Origin of the sequence: Carnobacterium jeotgali MS3 (assembly GCF_000745125.1) — a bacterium.
Lineage (GTDB): Bacteria > Bacillota > Bacilli > Lactobacillales > Carnobacteriaceae > Carnobacterium_B > Carnobacterium_B jeotgali.
On the sequence record NZ_JQNF01000005.1, the window covers coordinates 524,644 to 540,754 of the forward strand.

The 16,111-nt window shown below is 35.4% G+C and carries 13 protein-coding genes; all 13 read left to right on the top strand.

The features are described 5' to 3' along the window. Positions 1–174: 174 nt before the first annotated feature. The 13 genes from rpsB to BP18_RS05055 all read left to right on the top strand — a co-directional run bounded on the left by rpsB (position 175) and on the right by BP18_RS05055 (position 16,106). On the top strand, positions 175–963 hold the full coding sequence (rpsB, locus tag BP18_RS04995; RefSeq protein ID WP_029278091.1) for a 30S ribosomal protein S2: 789 nt from the start codon (positions 175–177) through the stop codon (positions 961–963). A 155-nt stretch (positions 964–1,118) separates the two neighbouring features. Then, positions 1,119–2,000: a translation elongation factor Ts gene (gene tsf, locus BP18_RS05000; RefSeq protein ID WP_029278093.1), complete on the top strand. Its 882-nt coding sequence runs from the start codon at positions 1,119–1,121 to the stop codon at positions 1,998–2,000. 253 nt (positions 2,001–2,253) lie between these two features. Next, entirely contained in the window at positions 2,254–2,976 is a 723-nt protein-coding gene (gene pyrH, locus BP18_RS05005; RefSeq protein WP_007725548.1) for a UMP kinase, read from the top strand. A gap of 1 nt (position 2,977) precedes the next feature. Continuing rightward, complete coding sequence (gene frr / locus BP18_RS05010) at positions 2,978–3,535, top strand: ribosome recycling factor (RefSeq protein ID WP_007725546.1); 558 nt, start codon at positions 2,978–2,980, stop codon at positions 3,533–3,535. A gap of 670 nt (positions 3,536–4,205) precedes the next feature. Further along, positions 4,206–4,982, top strand: a complete 777-nt coding sequence (locus BP18_RS05015; RefSeq protein WP_029276957.1) for an isoprenyl transferase — start codon at positions 4,206–4,208, stop codon at positions 4,980–4,982. A gap of 21 nt (positions 4,983–5,003) precedes the next feature. Next, complete coding sequence (locus BP18_RS05020; protein WP_029276959.1) at positions 5,004–5,789, top strand: phosphatidate cytidylyltransferase; 786 nt, start codon at positions 5,004–5,006, stop codon at positions 5,787–5,789. A 200-nt stretch (positions 5,790–5,989) separates the two neighbouring features. Then, positions 5,990–7,261: an RIP metalloprotease RseP gene (gene rseP, locus BP18_RS05025; RefSeq protein ID WP_029276961.1), complete on the top strand. Its 1,272-nt coding sequence runs from the start codon at positions 5,990–5,992 to the stop codon at positions 7,259–7,261. Positions 7,262–7,320: 59 nt separating this feature from the next. After that, entirely contained in the window at positions 7,321–9,027 is a 1,707-nt protein-coding gene (locus BP18_RS05030; RefSeq protein WP_029276963.1) for a proline--tRNA ligase, read from the top strand. Between the two features lie 146 nt (positions 9,028–9,173). Further along, entirely contained in the window at positions 9,174–13,514 is a 4,341-nt protein-coding gene (locus BP18_RS05035) for a PolC-type DNA polymerase III (RefSeq protein ID WP_029276965.1), read from the top strand. 203 nt (positions 13,515–13,717) lie between these two features. Beyond that, positions 13,718–14,191 carry a ribosome maturation factor RimP gene (gene rimP / locus BP18_RS05040; protein ID WP_007725523.1) on the top strand — a complete coding sequence of 158 codons (474 nt, stop codon included), beginning with the start codon at positions 13,718–13,720 and terminating at the stop codon, positions 14,189–14,191. Between the two features lie 35 nt (positions 14,192–14,226). Continuing rightward, positions 14,227–15,504 (top strand): transcription termination factor NusA, encoded by a 1,278-nt coding sequence (nusA, locus tag BP18_RS05045; protein WP_029276967.1) that lies wholly within the window; start codon positions 14,227–14,229, stop codon positions 15,502–15,504. Between the two features lie 15 nt (positions 15,505–15,519). Further along, positions 15,520–15,804 (top strand): RNase P modulator RnpM, encoded by a 285-nt coding sequence (rnpM, locus tag BP18_RS05050; RefSeq protein ID WP_007725521.1) that lies wholly within the window; start codon positions 15,520–15,522, stop codon positions 15,802–15,804. Beyond that, positions 15,801–16,106, top strand: coding sequence for a L7Ae/L30e/S12e/Gadd45 family ribosomal protein (locus BP18_RS05055; RefSeq protein ID WP_029276969.1), 306 nt, complete (start codon positions 15,801–15,803; stop codon positions 16,104–16,106). Before rnpM ends, BP18_RS05055 begins: the two co-directional genes overlap by 4 nt. Positions 16,107–16,111 lie beyond the last annotated feature (5 nt).

The window sequence follows — 16,111 nt, forward strand, 5'->3', positions numbered from 1 at the left end:
ACGTGAGTTAGGCTTGATATTTTCAAATAGATAATATATAATTATTAACGGTGCTAAAAGCACTGAAAATTATTTCACACTTCAAAGGATGTAAAGGACGGTGCTTGATTATTCAAGTCTCCTTACAGTTGAATTTGAAGGAGGAAAATAAAAAACCAATGGAGGAAACATATTATGGCAGTAATTTCAATGAAACAATTGCTTGAAGCAGGAGTTCATTTTGGTCACCAAACACGTCGTTGGAACCCAAAAATGAAACGTTATATCTTTACAGAAAGAAACGGTATCTACATCATCGACTTACAAAAAACTGTTAAGTTAGCTGATACAGCATACAACTACATGAAAGAAGTATCTGAAAACGGCGGAATCGCTTTATTCGTAGGTACTAAAAAACAAGCACAAGAAGCTATCAAAGATGAAGCAACTCGTGCTGGACAATACTTTGTAAACCACCGTTGGTTAGGTGGAACATTGACAAACTGGGATACTATCCAAAAACGTATCAAACGTTTGAAAGCTATCAACAAAATGGAAGAAGACGGAACTTTTGATGTCCTTCCTAAAAAAGAAGTTGGGATTTTAATCAAACAACGTGACCGTCTTGAAAAATTCTTAGGTGGTATTCAAGATATGCCAAGAATTCCAGACGTAATGTTTGTTGTTGACCCTCGTAAAGAACGTATTGCAATTCAAGAAGCACACAAATTAAACATTCCAGTAGTAGCAATGGTTGATACTAACTGTGATCCAGATGAAATCGATGTTATCATCCCTTCAAACGATGACGCTATCCGCGCTGTTAAATTGATTACTTCTAAAATGGCTGATGCTATGATCGAAGGAAATCAAGGTGAAGATGAAGTCGTTGAAGAAACATTCACAGCTGAAGCACCTGAAGCTTCTGAAACTGCTTCAATCGAAGAAATCGTTGAAGTTGTTGAAGGAAAAAACGCTGAATAATTAATTCTTTAATCACATATAAGGCTGTCTCGAGTGGGGAGAAGTGAGTAGCGACTTTTTGCGAAGCGGCGTCATTTCTTTCTTGACGAGTCAGTCTTTTTTTGTAAAAATAAATTTAAAAAAGTATAAAGCAATTTACTAGGAGGAAATATAGAATGGCAAAAGTAACAGCTCAACTAGTTAAACAATTACGCGATATGACAGGCGTAGGAATGATGGATGCTAAAAAAGCATTAGTTGCCGTTGATGGAGACATCGATGCAGCAGTTGATCACTTAAGAGAAACAGGTATGGCTAAAGCTGCTAAAAAAGCTGGACGTATCGCTGCTGAAGGATTAGCTGGCGTTTATGTTGATGGAAATGTTGGTTCTATTACAGAAATTAACTCTGAAACTGACTTTGTTTCTAAAAACAACCAATTCATAAAATTAGTTAAAGATGTAACTGAAGCAATTGCTGAAGGAAATCCTGAAACTGTTGAAGATGCTCAAACTCTTAAAGCAGGAGACGGTACTGTAGCAACTGAAATCTTAGCAGGTGTAACTAAGATCGGTGAAAAAATCGAATTACGTCGTTTTGCACGTGTTGAAAAAACAGATGCAGATGTTTTTGGCGCTTACACTCACATGGGCGGACGTATTGCAGTATTAGTTACTCTTGAAGGAACAAATGATGAAGAAGTTGCTCGTGATGTTGCTATGCATATCGCAGCAATCAATCCTAAATACGTTTCTCGCGACCAAGTTTCTCAAGAAGAAATTGATCACGAAACAAAAGTATTAACTGAACAAGCATTAAACGAAGGCAAACCAGCTAACATCGTTGAAAAAATGATTCAAGGACGTTTAAATAAATATTTAGCTGAGATTTCTTTAGTAGACCAACCATTTGTAAAAGATCCAGATCAAACAGTTGGAAAATACATTGAATCAAAAGGCGCTGTAGTTAAATCTTTTGTTCGCTTTGAAGTCGGCGAAGGAATTGAAAAACGTGAAGATAACTTTGCTGAAGAAGTTATGAATCAAGTAAACAAATAAAATGAATCATCTTAAAAAGGAACGCAACAATTGCGTTCCTTTTTTACTAGTGTTTTTTTAGGATGATCCTTTTTGGTATGGATAGATGAACTTATGTGATAGTCAAACAATGCTTCAATATCGTTTAAGATTTAAAGGTTTCTTATCGAGTGATCTTACTAAGAGAACCAGTATAAGGTCTATCTTTTGATGAAGTTTTTGTCAGAGTATGGTAAAATAGTAAAAGTGAAAGAGCCAATGGAGGGAAACTTAAATGATTGAACCAAAGTATAAACGTATCGTTTTAAAATTAAGCGGTGAAGCTTTAGCAGGTAATACTGGATTCGGAATTGCACCACCAACTATCAAAGAGATTAGTAAAGAAATTAAGGAAGTTAAAGAATTAGGTGTAGAAATCGCTATTGTTGTTGGAGGCGGAAACATTTGGCGCGGTCAAGTTGGTTCTGAGATGGGCATGGAACGAGCACAAGCTGACTATATGGGAATGCTTGCTACAGTAATGAACGCTTTAGCATTGCAAGATTGCCTTGAAAATGAAGGTGTCCCAACGCGTGTACAAACTTCAATCGAAATGCGTCAAATCGCTGAGCCGTATATCCGTAGAAAAGCTGTGCGTCATTTAGAAAAAGGACGCGTCGTTATTTTTGCTGGTGGTACTGGGAATCCTTATTTCTCAACAGATACAACTTCTGCTTTAAGAGCAGCTGAAATTGACGCTGACGTAATCTTAATGGCTAAAAACAATGTTGATGGGATCTATTCAGCCGATCCAAAATTAGATAAAAATGCTACGAAATTTGAAGAATTAACTCATTTGGAAATCATTAACAAAGGTTTACTAGTAATGGATACAACTGCAAGTTCATTGAGTATGGATAACAACATTCCGTTGGTTGTCTTTAATTTAAATGAAACAGGAAATATTAAACGTGTTGCATTAGGTGAAACTATTGGAACAACTGTTAGGGGGAAATAACATGACAAAAGCAATCTTACAAACAACAAATGAAAAAATGGTTAAAACGGAAAGTGCTTTACAACGTGAATTAGGAACAATTCGTGCTGGACGTGCAAATGCTGGTCTATTAGACAGAATTAATGTAGTTTATTACGGAGCACCTACACCATTGAAACAATTGGCTCAAATTTCAGTTCCAGAACCACGCGTTCTAATGATTACACCATTTGATAAAACATCTATCTCTGATATTGAAAAATCTATTATGCAGAGTGATCTTGGTATTAGTCCAGCAAATGATGGAAATGTTATTCGCTTAGTGATTCCTCAATTGACTGAAGAACGCCGTAAAGAGTTAGCAAAAAAAGTAGGTAAAGAAGCTGAAAATGCTAAAGTATCTGTCCGTAACATTCGTCGTGAAGCAATGGATGAATTGAAAAAAGCTGAAAAAAATAACGAAATTACTCAAGATGACTTACGTACTTTTGAAGAAGATATCCAAAAAATTACAAATGAAAGTGTCAAAAATATTGATGCTATCGCTGCTGAAAAAGAAAAAGAACTATTAGACGTATAACTTACTGCTAGAGTAAGTTTACAGTTTTAAAAAAGGCTCTATACTTTATAGGGTTGATTAGATGAATTTAGTTCATGGTTAACACTTCTGGAGGAATAGGATTGCTTGTAGCCCTGTGAAGTATTCAATGCGAATGATACAGCATTATCGCTTTAGCGATTAAGCTGTGTTTGAGGCTTAAGACGGTACCAGGGCTCTTACAAGCAAATCCGTCTATTCCATAAGAATTTTTAGAAGCAGCCACACTATTTGACGAAGAGCCAAAAAGACACTACAGACCATTCATTAGGAAGGTTTGTAGTGTCTTTTTTTTATTTTTTTTAGGCTTTTTCTTTATCTTCTCCCATTAACATGCTTGTTAATTTGGTTACGACAGCAGAAATAATTAACCCAACGATAAATTTTTTGATTCTTCTATTCATTTTTAATGTCCTCCTTAAGTAACTAAGTCTATAATTTATTATAACATTTTTCATTTTTAGAGCCTACTAAAAGGCATTTTTGCACTATAAGTCAGAATCACTAGTAGTTATCATAGAAATTTCAAAATCAAACTTTATTTATTTCTTAAATATTTGCTAAAAAAGTTGTTTATTAGTAAATTTAATAGGTTTTTAGCCCCTTTTTTGCTACAATGAATAATGGTGAATCACGAAGTGGAGGGAAACCCGTGAAAGGATTATTTAGAAAAAGAAATCAAAAAGCAAAAGAAATAACAACTGATTCTTTTAACGTTGATGAAACAATCCCACACCATATTGCTATTATTATGGATGGGAATGGGCGTTGGGCTCAAAAGAAATTTATGCCACGGATTGCTGGTCATAAAGAAGGAATGAATACTGTAAAAAAAGTAACTAAAAGAGCCAGCGAAATTGGTGTTAAAGTATTATCTCTTTACGCATTCTCAACTGAAAATTGGAAACGACCGGATGAAGAAGTAAATTTTCTAATGCAGTTACCAGTTGATTTTTTTGATACTTTTGTACCTGAATTAATGGAGCAGAATGTAAAAGTGCAAGTCATGGGATTTACAGAAAAATTGCCGAATCATACGCGTAAAGCTGTTGAAAAAGCTATTTCTGATACTGAAAAAAATACAGGTATGGTATTGAATTTTGCGCTCAATTATGGCGGACGAAGTGAATTACTTGAAGCTTCAAAAACACTCGCAGAAAAAGTCAAAACGGGTGAAATCGATGTAGAAGATATTACAGAATCTTTATTTGAAGAGTCATTAATGACTCGCAACTTAGAAGAGTATCAAAATGTTGATTTTATGATCCGCACAAGTGGTGAAGAACGAATTAGTAATTTTATGTTATGGCAAAATGCTTATAGTGAGTTTTATTTTTCTAAAGTACTTTGGCCTGATTTTGATGAGCAAGCTTTAGAAGACGCTATCGGAATTTATCAAAAAAGACACCGTCGTTTTGGAGGATTATAATTAGTTTAGGAGGAAATAAAAATGAAACAACGGATTATTACGGCAATTGTTGCCCTTATTCTCTTTGTACCAGTTGTTTATATGGGTTCGTGGATTTTAGAACTTGTTGTTGCTGGGATAGGGATAATTGCGTTATTTGAACTGTTTAGAATGAAAGGCAATAAAATTATGTCGATTGAAGGACTTATTTCTATTTTGGCTTTATTAGTGCTATTATTTCCAAATTATGTAACAAAGCTCATGCCAGAACAGTTTACTACGCAAAATCTATTTTATCTTTTTGTATTATTATTATTGGTTTGCACGGTATTTTCAAAAAATAATTTTACGTTTGATGATGTAGCAGTAGCCGTTCTAGGAACAATGTACATAGGATATGGCTTCAGATTTTTACTGCTGACAAGACAGTCAGGATTAGGTTTATTACTATTTGTTTTGTTTGTTGTTTGGTCAACAGATATAGGGGCATACCTGATTGGAAGAAAATTAGGGAAGCACAAACTCGCACCTTCAATCAGTCCCAACAAAACCATTGAAGGTGCCTTAGGCGGAATTGCTTTGGCTATTATCGTGGCATTTATCTACCTCTCTTATTACCCACAAATGAACAACACAAGTTGGATGTTAGTTTTAACGATAATACTTTCAGTAGCAGGACAATTAGGTGACTTAGTTGAATCAGCGCTTAAACGGTATTATGATGTGAAAGATTCTGGCAAATTACTACCGGGTCATGGTGGGATTTTAGATCGTTTTGATAGTTTACTATTTGTATTGCCAATTCTTTACTTTTCGGGAATGGTTTAATTTTCATAGTGGTTTAGAAAGTAGTTGTCCTTTATTGTGATGGCTGCTTTTCTCTTATAAGTAATAAATTGATAAGTCGGTTGGTTATTGTATCTAAATTATGATAGAATTAAACTTGTTTTGTATGCAGTATGAATCATCTAATCCATCATTAAAAGTTAAACGAATCTTGTAAAGCAGTATAGAGGAGAGAGTATATGATCGCTACCATTATTACTTTTATTATAGTTTTTAGTATTTTAGTAATTTTCCATGAATTTGGGCATTATTATTTTGCAAAAAAAGCAGGTATTTTAGTTAGAGAGTTCGCTATTGGATTCGGACCGAAAATATTTTCCTATCGAAAAGGGGAAACGACATTTACTATTCGTATCTTACCTGTAGGCGGATATGTTCGTATGGCAGGTTATGAAGAAGAAACAGAAATAAAACCTGGTACGCCTCTTGGTTTGCTGTTGAATGACGCTAATGAAGTGACGTTAATTAATAATTACAAGAAAAAACAATTGCTAGATGCAGTTCCGATGGAAATCAGTTCGATTGATTTAGAGAAAGAATTGTATGTTGAAGGTTATCTAGCTGGAGACGAAACCAATCTAGTTCGCTATCCAGTATTAAGAAATGCCATGATTATTGAAGAGGATGGAACTGAAGTTCAAATTGCACCACTGGATGTTCAATTTCAATCCGCTAGTCTGCCAAAAAGAATGATGACGAACTTTGCTGGACCAATGAATAATATTATTCTAGCAGTAGTTGCATTTATTGTACTTGCATTCTTACAAGGCGGAGTAGTCAGTCAAGAAAACATATTGGGTACGGTCATGCCAGATAGTGTTGCAGAAGAAGCAGGCTTAAAAGAAGGCGACCGTGTTGTTCAAATTAACGATGAAAAAATTACTACATGGACAGAAATGGTAAACGTGGTTAAAGTTAATCCTGGGACTGAATTAACTTTTCAAGTTGAATCCGCAGATGTCGCTGAAAAAACAGTTCTACTGACCCCTGTTGCTAATGAAGCAAGCGATGGAACAGAAGTAGGCCAAATTGGTGTTCAAGCCACATTGAAAACATCAATCTGGGACAAAATCAGTTTTGGTTTTACTCAAACTTGGTTTTTGATAACTCAATTATTTACAGTTCTTGGTTCGATGTTTACGAAAGGCTTTTCTATTGATATGTTTGGCGGACCAGTGGCTATTTATGCAACGACGGAATCAGTGGTTCAATCGGGGTTAATAGGAGTAGTCAATTGGCTGGCAGTATTAAGCGTTAATTTAGGAATTGTTAATATGTTGCCTATCCCAGGTCTAGATGGTGGTAAACTGCTATTGAATATAGTAGAAGGCATAAGAAGAAAACCATTAAGTGAAGAAAAAGAAGGAATCATCACCTTAATTGGTGTTGGTTTACTGTTATTATTGATGGTATTAGTTACATGGAATGATATCCAAACGTATTTCTTTAATTAAAAGCTAAAAATGATCAGATAGAGATGAATTTAACGGATCAAAAAGGAGACAGTAAAAGAATGAAACAATCAAAATTATTTATTCCAACATTAAGAGATGTACCGAATGAGGCAGAAGTTTTAAGCCATAAAATGTTATTAAGAGCAGGATACATCAGACAAATTTCAAGTGGTGTTTACAGCTACTTGCCATTAGCTAATCGTGTAATCGAAAAATTAAAAACAATTATGCGTGAAGAATTTGAAAAAATTGATGCAGTTGAAATGCTCATGCCTTCTTTATTGCCTCGTGAATTATGGGAAGAATCAGGTCGTTATGAAACGTATGGCGATGACTTGATGAAATTACAAGACCGTCATGGACGCGATTATCTTTTAGGACCTACTCATGAAGAAGCTTTTACAACTTTGATACGGGATGAAATTACATCATATAAACGTTTGCCACTTTCACTTTATCAAATTCAAACAAAGTTTCGTGATGAAAAACGTCCTCGTTCTGGCTTGTTAAGAGGAAGAGAATTTATCATGAAAGATGCGTATTCTTTTCATGATAGTTATGAAAGTCTAGATGAAACGTACCTAGATTTTGAAAAGGCCTATACAAGAATATTTGAACGTTGCGGATTAGATTTCAGAAGCATCATTGGGGATGCTGGAGCAATGGGCGGCAGCAATTCTAAAGAGTTCATGGCGATATCTGATATAGGAGAAGATACGATTGTTTATTCTGATTCAAGTGACTATTCAGCTAACTTAGAAATGGCAACAAGCTTCCATATGCATAAAAAATCACTTGAAAATGAAAAAGCTTTAGAAAAAGTTGAAACACCAAATAGTAAGACAATTGCGGAAGTTTCTGCATTTCTAGAAGTAGAACCAGAGAAAGTCATGAAGAGCTTATTATTTATGGCTGATGAAAAACCCGTTTTAGTAATCGTCCGAGGCGATCATGAAGTGAATGATGTTAAATTAAAAAATCACCTTGATGCGGCCTTTTTAGAACTAGCAACTGAAGAAGAGACAATGAAGTATCTAGGTGTAAATGCTGGTTCAATCGGACCTGTAGGCGTTAATGAAGAAGTTAAGATTATTGCCGATGTTTATGTTCAAGATATGGTTAATGCTGTTGCAGGAGCGAATGAAAATGGCTATCATTATTTAAATGTAAACTTAGAACGTGATTCAAAAGTTGAAACCTATATCGATTTACGATTTGTACAAGAAGGTGAATTATCACCTGATGGACAAGGCGTTTTGAAATTTGCCAAAGGAATTGAAATTGGCCATATTTTCAAATTAGGAACTCGTTATTCAGAAGCAATGAATGCTACTGTTTTAGACAATAATGGACGTTCTATCCCTGTTGTTATGGGATGTTACGGAATCGGTGTTACGCGATTATTATCTGCTATTACTGAGCAACAAGCTACTGAAGAAGGCTTGAATTGGCCAAGACATCTTTCACCATTTGAACTTCATTTGGTTCCAGTTAACATGAAAGCCGATGACCAAGTAACTTTATCAAATGAATTATATGAAACCTTACAACATGCTGGATTTTCTGTTTTGCTTGATGATCGTAATGAACGAGTGGGCGTGAAATTTAAAGATTCAGATTTAATTGGATTGCCTATTCGCATAACGGTTGGTAAAAAAGCACAAGAAAACATTGTTGAATTAAAACTGAGAAAAACAGGCGAAGCTTTAGAAGTACGCGCTGATGAATTGGTTGACACGTTAAATATATTATTAAGTTCTATCTAATCAATTTTATTCATACAAAAACACAATTATGAAAGGAGTTCAAACAAGTACGTACATCCACTTGTCTGTACTCCTTTTGCAATTAGTTGTTCGATTGCTAAGTGTTTTTCTTTCGTCATACCCTTAGCAAGTGAAAGGAGTTTCTCATGAGTTTAAACCAAGAAGAATTATTTCAAAAATTACTAGAACAAGTGGGCTTACAGCATGAAGAACGTTACACACCGTATTTTTATCAAGCCAAAGTTTTAAAAGTTACGGTTCATAAAGTGTCAAAATGCTGGCATTTTCATTTGCAATTTCAAGACATTTTACCGTTTGAAGTGTATCAAAATCTTTCAGAAAAAATGCAATTGGCGTTTCATTCGATTGCTAATGTTAAATTAACTATCGAGACACTTCAGCCGGTACTGACGATTGAGAAATTAGAACATTACTGGGCAGCAGCAGTGAAGTTAAGCGAAGTTTCTTCACCATTATGCGACAAACCTTTTAGAGAACAGTTTCCACTTTTAAATGGGAAAAAAATCCAATTTCATGTTGAAAACGAAGTTGTAAAAGGCCATTTAATGAATCAGTACCTTCCACCAGTTGAAGAAGCGTATGCTTCTTTGGGTTTTCCAAAGTTTAAAATTGAGCCGATTATTGATGAAGAGGCACATTTGAAAAAAATAGCAGAATTTCAAGCGAAAAAAGAAGAATCTGAAACGCTATTGGCGATCCGTGCGAATGAAAATATTCAAAAGGCTGAACAAGAAAAGAAACAAAATAAAAATCAAGTTCAAGCTCATAAAGGTCAGGTTGTTTTAGGTCGGAAAATTACAGCTAAAGAAGAGATTAAATCAATGGATCAAATCATTGAAGAAGAGCGCCGTGTCACTATTGAAGGATACGTCTTTGATGTTGAGGTGCGTGTATTAAGATCCGAAAGACAGTTATTGATCTTAAAAATGACTGACTACACGTCTTCTTTTTCAGTGAAAAAATTCTCGAATACTCCTGAAGATGAGGCAGCTTTTGCAGCAATCAAAAAAGGGATGTGGGTTCGAGCAAGAGGAAGCGTTCAAGAAGACAATTTTATGCGTGATTTAGTCTTGAACGCTCAAGACATTACGGAATGGGATCATGAAAGTCGTAAAGATACTGCTCCAGAAGATGGCAAACGTGTAGAATTGCATTTGCACAGCAATATGAGCCAAATGGATGCAACCAATACGGTCACAGATTTAGTCAACCAAGCAGCTAAATGGGGACATAAGGCTGTTGCAATAACCGACCATTTTGGTGCTCAATCTTTTCCAGATGCTTTTCATGCAGGTCAAAAAAATGGCATAAAAATTCTTTATGGCATTGAAGCTAATATAGTGGATGATGGTGTGCCAATTGCATATAATCCTAAACACATTGAACTAACAGATGCAACGTACGTTGTTTTTGACGTAGAAACGACCGGACTTTCTGCTGTGTACAACAGTATTATTGAGCTATCAGCCGTTAAAATGCATAAAGGGAATATTATTGAGTCTTTTGAACAATTTATTGATCCAGGACATCCATTATCGCAAACGACAATTAATTTGACTGGTATTACAGATGAAATGGTACAGGGTTCAAAGTCTGAAGAAGAAGTATTGACTTTATTTAAAGAATTCGCTGGAGATTCAATCTTAGTTGCGCATAATGCTAGTTTTGATATGGGATTTTTGAACACTAGTAACGCGAAACACAACATACCGGATGCTGAAAACCCAGTGATTGATACGTTAGAATTGTCACGTTTTTTACATCCACAATTCAAAAGCCATCGTTTAAATACGTTAGCTAAAAAATATGGTGTCAATTTAGAACAGCATCACCGAGCTATTTTTGATGCTGAAACAACTGGGCACTTGTGCTGGGTGTTTCTAAAAGAAGCTAGAGAAGAGCATGACATCCATTTTCAAGATCAATTGAATGAGCATACAGGTGAAGGGGATGCATATAAACGAGCTCGACCTTTTCATGCAACGATTATTGCCACAACACAAACTGGATTGAAAAATCTGTTTAAATTGATTTCTTCATCCATGGTCGATTATTTTTATCGGACTGCACGCTTGCCACGTTCTGAGCTGATTAAACTGCGAGAAGGTTTGATTATTGGAACAGCCTGTAGTCAAGGTGAAGTATTTGAAGCAATGATGCAAAAAGGGTTTGATGAAGCAAAAAATAAAGCGAAGTTTTATGATTATATCGAAGTTATGCCAAAAGAAGTTTACGCTCCTTTGATTGAACAAGAATTAGTGAAAGATGAGTCGGATTTAGAAGAAATTATTCGTAACCTTGTTAAAATTGGAGAGGATTTAAACATTCCAGTAGTTGCAACCGGAAATGTGCATTACTTAAATCCTGAAGATAGCATTTACCGCAAAATATTGATCAATTCTCAAGGCGGAGCAAATCCTTTAAATAGATCTGAATTGCCTGAAGTACATTTTAGAACAACGACAGAAATGCTGGAAACTTTCTCGTTTTTAGGAGAAGAAACGGCACAACAAATCGTTGTTAAAAACACAAATAAAATTGTCGATATGGTTGACGATGCTATTACACCCATAAAAACCGATCTTTATACTCCTAAAATTGAAGGTTCAGAAGATGAAATTCGTCAATTAAGTTATGATGAAGCACATCGATTATATGGCAATCCATTGCCGGATATTATTGAAAAAAGAATCGAAAAAGAATTGAACAGTATTATTGGTAATGGTTTCTCAGTTATCTACTTGATTTCGCAAAAATTGGTGCATAAAAGTATGTCAGATGGCTATTTAGTTGGTTCACGGGGATCTGTCGGTTCCAGTTTTGTTGCAACAATGACTGGAATTACCGAAGTAAACCCAATGCCGCCTCATTATAGTTGTCCTAAGTGTCAGTATTCTGAATTTTTCACAGATGGCTCAGTGGGTTCAGGGTATGATCTACCAGATAAAGCTTGTCCTGAATGTGGAGCTCGTTTGCATAAAGATGGACACGATATTCCTTTTGAAACGTTCTTGGGATTTTATGGAGATAAAGTACCGGATATTGATTTGAATTTCTCCGGTGATTATCAATCTAAAGCTCATAATTATACGAAGGAACTCTTTGGTGAAGAATATGTATTCCGTGCGGGAACAATCGGTACCGTAGCTGACAGAACGGCATTCGGCTATGTAAAAGGCTATGAACGAGACAATAATTTGAATTTACGTGCTGCAGAAATCGATCGCTTAGCAAAAGGGTCAACAGGAGTTAAACGAACAACAGGACAGCATCCAGGTGGTATTATCGTTATACCGGATTATATGGATGTTTATGATTTTACCCCTATTCAATTTCCAGCTGATGCACAAGATTCAGAATGGAAAACGACCCATTTTGATTTCCATTCGATTCATGACAATGTTTTAAAATTAGATATACTGGGTCACGATGATCCAACTGTTATCAGAATGCTACAAGATTTATCTGGAGTCGATCCTAAAACTATTCCTACCGATGATCCAGAAGTAATGAAAATTTTTGGTGGTACCGAAGTTCTAGGAGTAACTCCTGAACAAATCCAGTCGAAAACGGGTACTTTAGGCATTCCGGAATTTGGTACGCGTTTTGTAAGAGGAATGTTGGAAGAAACCTTACCAACAACCTTTGCTGAATTGTTACAAATATCAGGATTGTCACACGGGACGGATGTATGGTTAGGAAATGCGGAAGAATTGATTCGCGTGAATGATATTCCATTATCAGAAGTAATCGGTTGTCGTGATGATATTATGGTTTACCTGATTCATAACGGGATGGAAGATGGCTTAGCCTTTAAAATTATGGAATCGGTTCGTAAAGGAAAAGGAATTCCTGATGATTGGCAAAAAGCTATGCGAGATGAAAATATACCAGAGTGGTACATCGATTCTTGTTTAAAAATTAAGTATATGTTCCCTAAAGCCCATGCGGCCGCATACGTGCTAATGGCTTTACGGGTAGCCTATTACAAAGTTCATTTTCCGATTCTTTATTATGCTGCATATTTTTCTGTCCGTGCAGATGATTTTGATTTAGTTGCTATGGCTAAAGGGAAAGACAGCATAAAACTGAAAATGAAAGAAATAACCGATAAAGGGTTAGATGCTTCAACGAAAGAGAAAAATCTGCTAACGGTTTTAGAATTGACTAATGAAATGGTCGAACGAGGATTTGAATTTAAAATGGTTGATTTAGCAAAATCAGATGCGTCAGATTTTGTTATTGAAGGCAATACGCTGATTGCACCATTTAGAGCAGTACCTAGTTTGGGAGCTAACGTTGCTAAGCAAATTATAGAAGCAAGAAAAGATAAACCGTTTCTTTCAAAAGAAGATTTAGCTAAAAGAGGAAAAGTTTCTAAAACGGTTATTGAATATTTAAATGAGAATGGAGTATTAAAAGGATTGCCTGATGAAAATCAATTGTCTTTATTTGATCTCTTTTAATCACTTATTTTTAACCTCTCTAAATTAGAAAATAAACCAAGTTGAAAATCGACTGAAAAGACTTATTTGATAGTGTTTTGTTGCTTATTGCGTGATTTTATGGTATTATTTATTTGGATTTAGATATTCTGTTGAGAGTGAGCGGTGACGCTCACTCTTTTTCGGCAGTAAGTTATAAAACTAACTATAAGGAGGCGAAAAAGTTGAGTAATGTGGTAGAAACAGTAACTGAAATCGTGCAACCTATTGTTGAAAGAAATCAGTTTGAATTGGTAGATATAGAATTTGTAAAAGAGGGTCAAAATTGGTTTTTAAGAGTTTACATTGATAAACCAGAAGGAATTGATTTAGAAGACTGTGCATTAGTTAGTGAGCAAATTAGCCAACATATGGACAAAATTGATCCGGATCCAATACCGCAAGCCTATTTCTTGGAGGTCTCATCTCCTGGAGCTGAAAGACCATTAAAAAAAGAACAAGATTATACAGATTCAATCGGAGAATACATCCATATTTCTTTATATGAACCTGTAGATGGTGAAAAAGTCTATGAAGGAACATTAAAAGAAGTAAACGATGAAACGTTAACGTTGACTATTCGCGTCAAAACGAGAGTGAAAGATATCGATTTCAGCCGTAAAATAATTGCAAAAGCTAGAAGAGCCATTCAATTTTAATTAAATGATTGTTAGAGACAGGAGTGAAGTGAGAAATGAGCAAAGAAATGTTAAATGCTCTTAATGCTTTAGAACAAGAAAAAGGAATTCCAAAAGAATTCGTTATTGAAGCGCTAGAAGTTGCCTTGATTTCGGCTTACAAAAGAAATTATGATCAAGCACAAAACGTTGAGGTTGAATTTGATTTAAAAAAAGGAAACATTCATGTTTATTCTGTTAAAGAAGTGGCAGATGTAGTTTATGACTCTCGCCTTGAAGTAGGCCTTGAAGAAGCTTTAGAATTAAATAAAGCTTATGAATTAGGCGACAAAATCCGTTTCGAAGTAACGCCAAAAGACTTTGGACGAATTGCTGCTCAAACAGCTAAACAAGTTATCATGCAACGTGTACGCGAAGCGGAAAGAAATATTATCTACAATGAATTTATTGCTTATGAAAATGACATTATGCAAGGAATCGTTGAACGACAAGATCATCGTTATATCTACGTTAATTTAGGAAAAATCGAAGCTGTATTATCTAAGCAAGAACAAATTCCTAATGAAGTGTACAAACCTCATGATCGTATCAAAGTATATGTAACAAAAGTAGAAAACACGTCAAAAGGACCACAAATTTTTGTTAGTCGTAGCCATCCTGATTTATTAAAACGGTTATTCGAACAAGAAGTTCCTGAAATCTATGACGGAGTTGTCGAAATCGTTTCGATTGCTAGAGAAGCTGGAGACCGTGCTAAAGTAGCGGTTCGTTCTAGAGAAGAAAATATCGATCCTGTTGGAACTTGTGTCGGACCTAAAGGACAACGTGTACAAGCTATTGTCAATGAGCTAAAAGGTGAAAACATGGATATAGTAGAATGGGATGCAGATCCAGCAACTTATATCGGAAATGCTTTAAATCCTGCTCAAGTTGTCAGTGTAACCTTTAATGAAGCTGCCGGTAGTTGTTTAGTAGTTGTACCTGATTACCAATTGTCTCTTGCTATTGGTAAACGTGGTCAAAATGCTCGATTAGCAGCTAAATTAACAGGCTATAAAATCGATATCAAATCTGAAACAGACATGGCGGCTATTCAATTAGCTAAAGAAGAAGCTGGATTAGTAAAAGATGCAGAGTATGCTGAAGTTATTGAGACAATTGAAAGTCAAGAACAAGAAATGAATGAAGAAGAAATCATTCAAACGGTTGAGGACTTAGATACTGAATTTGATGAAATCACGATGGATGCTGACATCGAAGAAGGCAATCTAGATGCTGAAGCTGCAGAAGAGCTGATTGAGTTAGCTGAAGAACGCAACAACGTTGAAGACTAACAAGAGGTGATGACAATGCAAAAACGCAAAATACCTATGCGGAAATGTGTTATTTCCAATGAAATGAAACCAAAAAAAGATATGATTCGAATTGTGATTAATAAAGAAAATCAAGTATCAATCGATCCTAGTGGTAAACTGCCTGGGCGAGGTGCTTATGTCTCAATTGAACCTGAAATTGTACAAGCTGCATGGGAAAAACATGTGCTAGATAAAGTATTGGGAACAGCATTAGACGATGATTTTTATCAAAAACTGTTGGATTATGTTACGCATCAAAAAGCTAGGATGAGTTTATGATAGAAGAACAAAAAGTATTAAATCTTTTAGGTATGGCAACAAGAGCAGGCAAGCTTACTACTGGAGAAGACCTGAGTTTGAAAGAAATCAGAAATCTATCTGCAAAAGTTGTTATTGTGGCTACAGATGCTAGTGAAAATACTAAGAAGAAAATCTCGGATAAGTGCAATTATTATCATATTCCTTTTATAATTCACTTTACGAGAAGTGAGTTAAGCCAAGCAATAGGAAGAGAACGAACTATTTGCACCATCACGGATAATGGCTTTGGAAAAAAATTCCGAGAATTATTATCAATTTAATTGGA

What these genes read in the sequence shown, in the direction of transcription:
- pyrH (WP_007725548.1), top strand. Translation starts at nt 2,254, where the DNA reads ATGATTGAACCAAAGTATAAACGTATCGTTTTAAAATTAAGCGGTGAA.
- BP18_RS05035 (WP_029276965.1), top strand. Translation starts at nt 9,174, where the DNA reads ATGAGTTTAAACCAAGAAGAATTATTTCAAAAATTACTAGAACAAGTG.
- nusA (WP_029276967.1), top strand. Translation starts at nt 14,227, where the DNA reads ATGAGCAAAGAAATGTTAAATGCTCTTAATGCTTTAGAACAAGAAAAA.
- rnpM (WP_007725521.1), top strand. Translation starts at nt 15,520, where the DNA reads ATGCAAAAACGCAAAATACCTATGCGGAAATGTGTTATTTCCAATGAA.
- BP18_RS05030 (WP_029276963.1), top strand. Translation starts at nt 7,321, where the DNA reads ATGAAACAATCAAAATTATTTATTCCAACATTAAGAGATGTACCGAAT.
- frr (WP_007725546.1), top strand. Translation starts at nt 2,978, where the DNA reads ATGACAAAAGCAATCTTACAAACAACAAATGAAAAAATGGTTAAAACG.
- BP18_RS05020 (WP_029276959.1), top strand. Translation starts at nt 5,004, where the DNA reads ATGAAACAACGGATTATTACGGCAATTGTTGCCCTTATTCTCTTTGTA.
- tsf (WP_029278093.1), top strand. Translation starts at nt 1,119, where the DNA reads ATGGCAAAAGTAACAGCTCAACTAGTTAAACAATTACGCGATATGACA.
- BP18_RS05055 (WP_029276969.1), top strand. Translation starts at nt 15,801, where the DNA reads ATGATAGAAGAACAAAAAGTATTAAATCTTTTAGGTATGGCAACAAGA.
- rpsB (WP_029278091.1), top strand. Translation starts at nt 175, where the DNA reads ATGGCAGTAATTTCAATGAAACAATTGCTTGAAGCAGGAGTTCATTTT.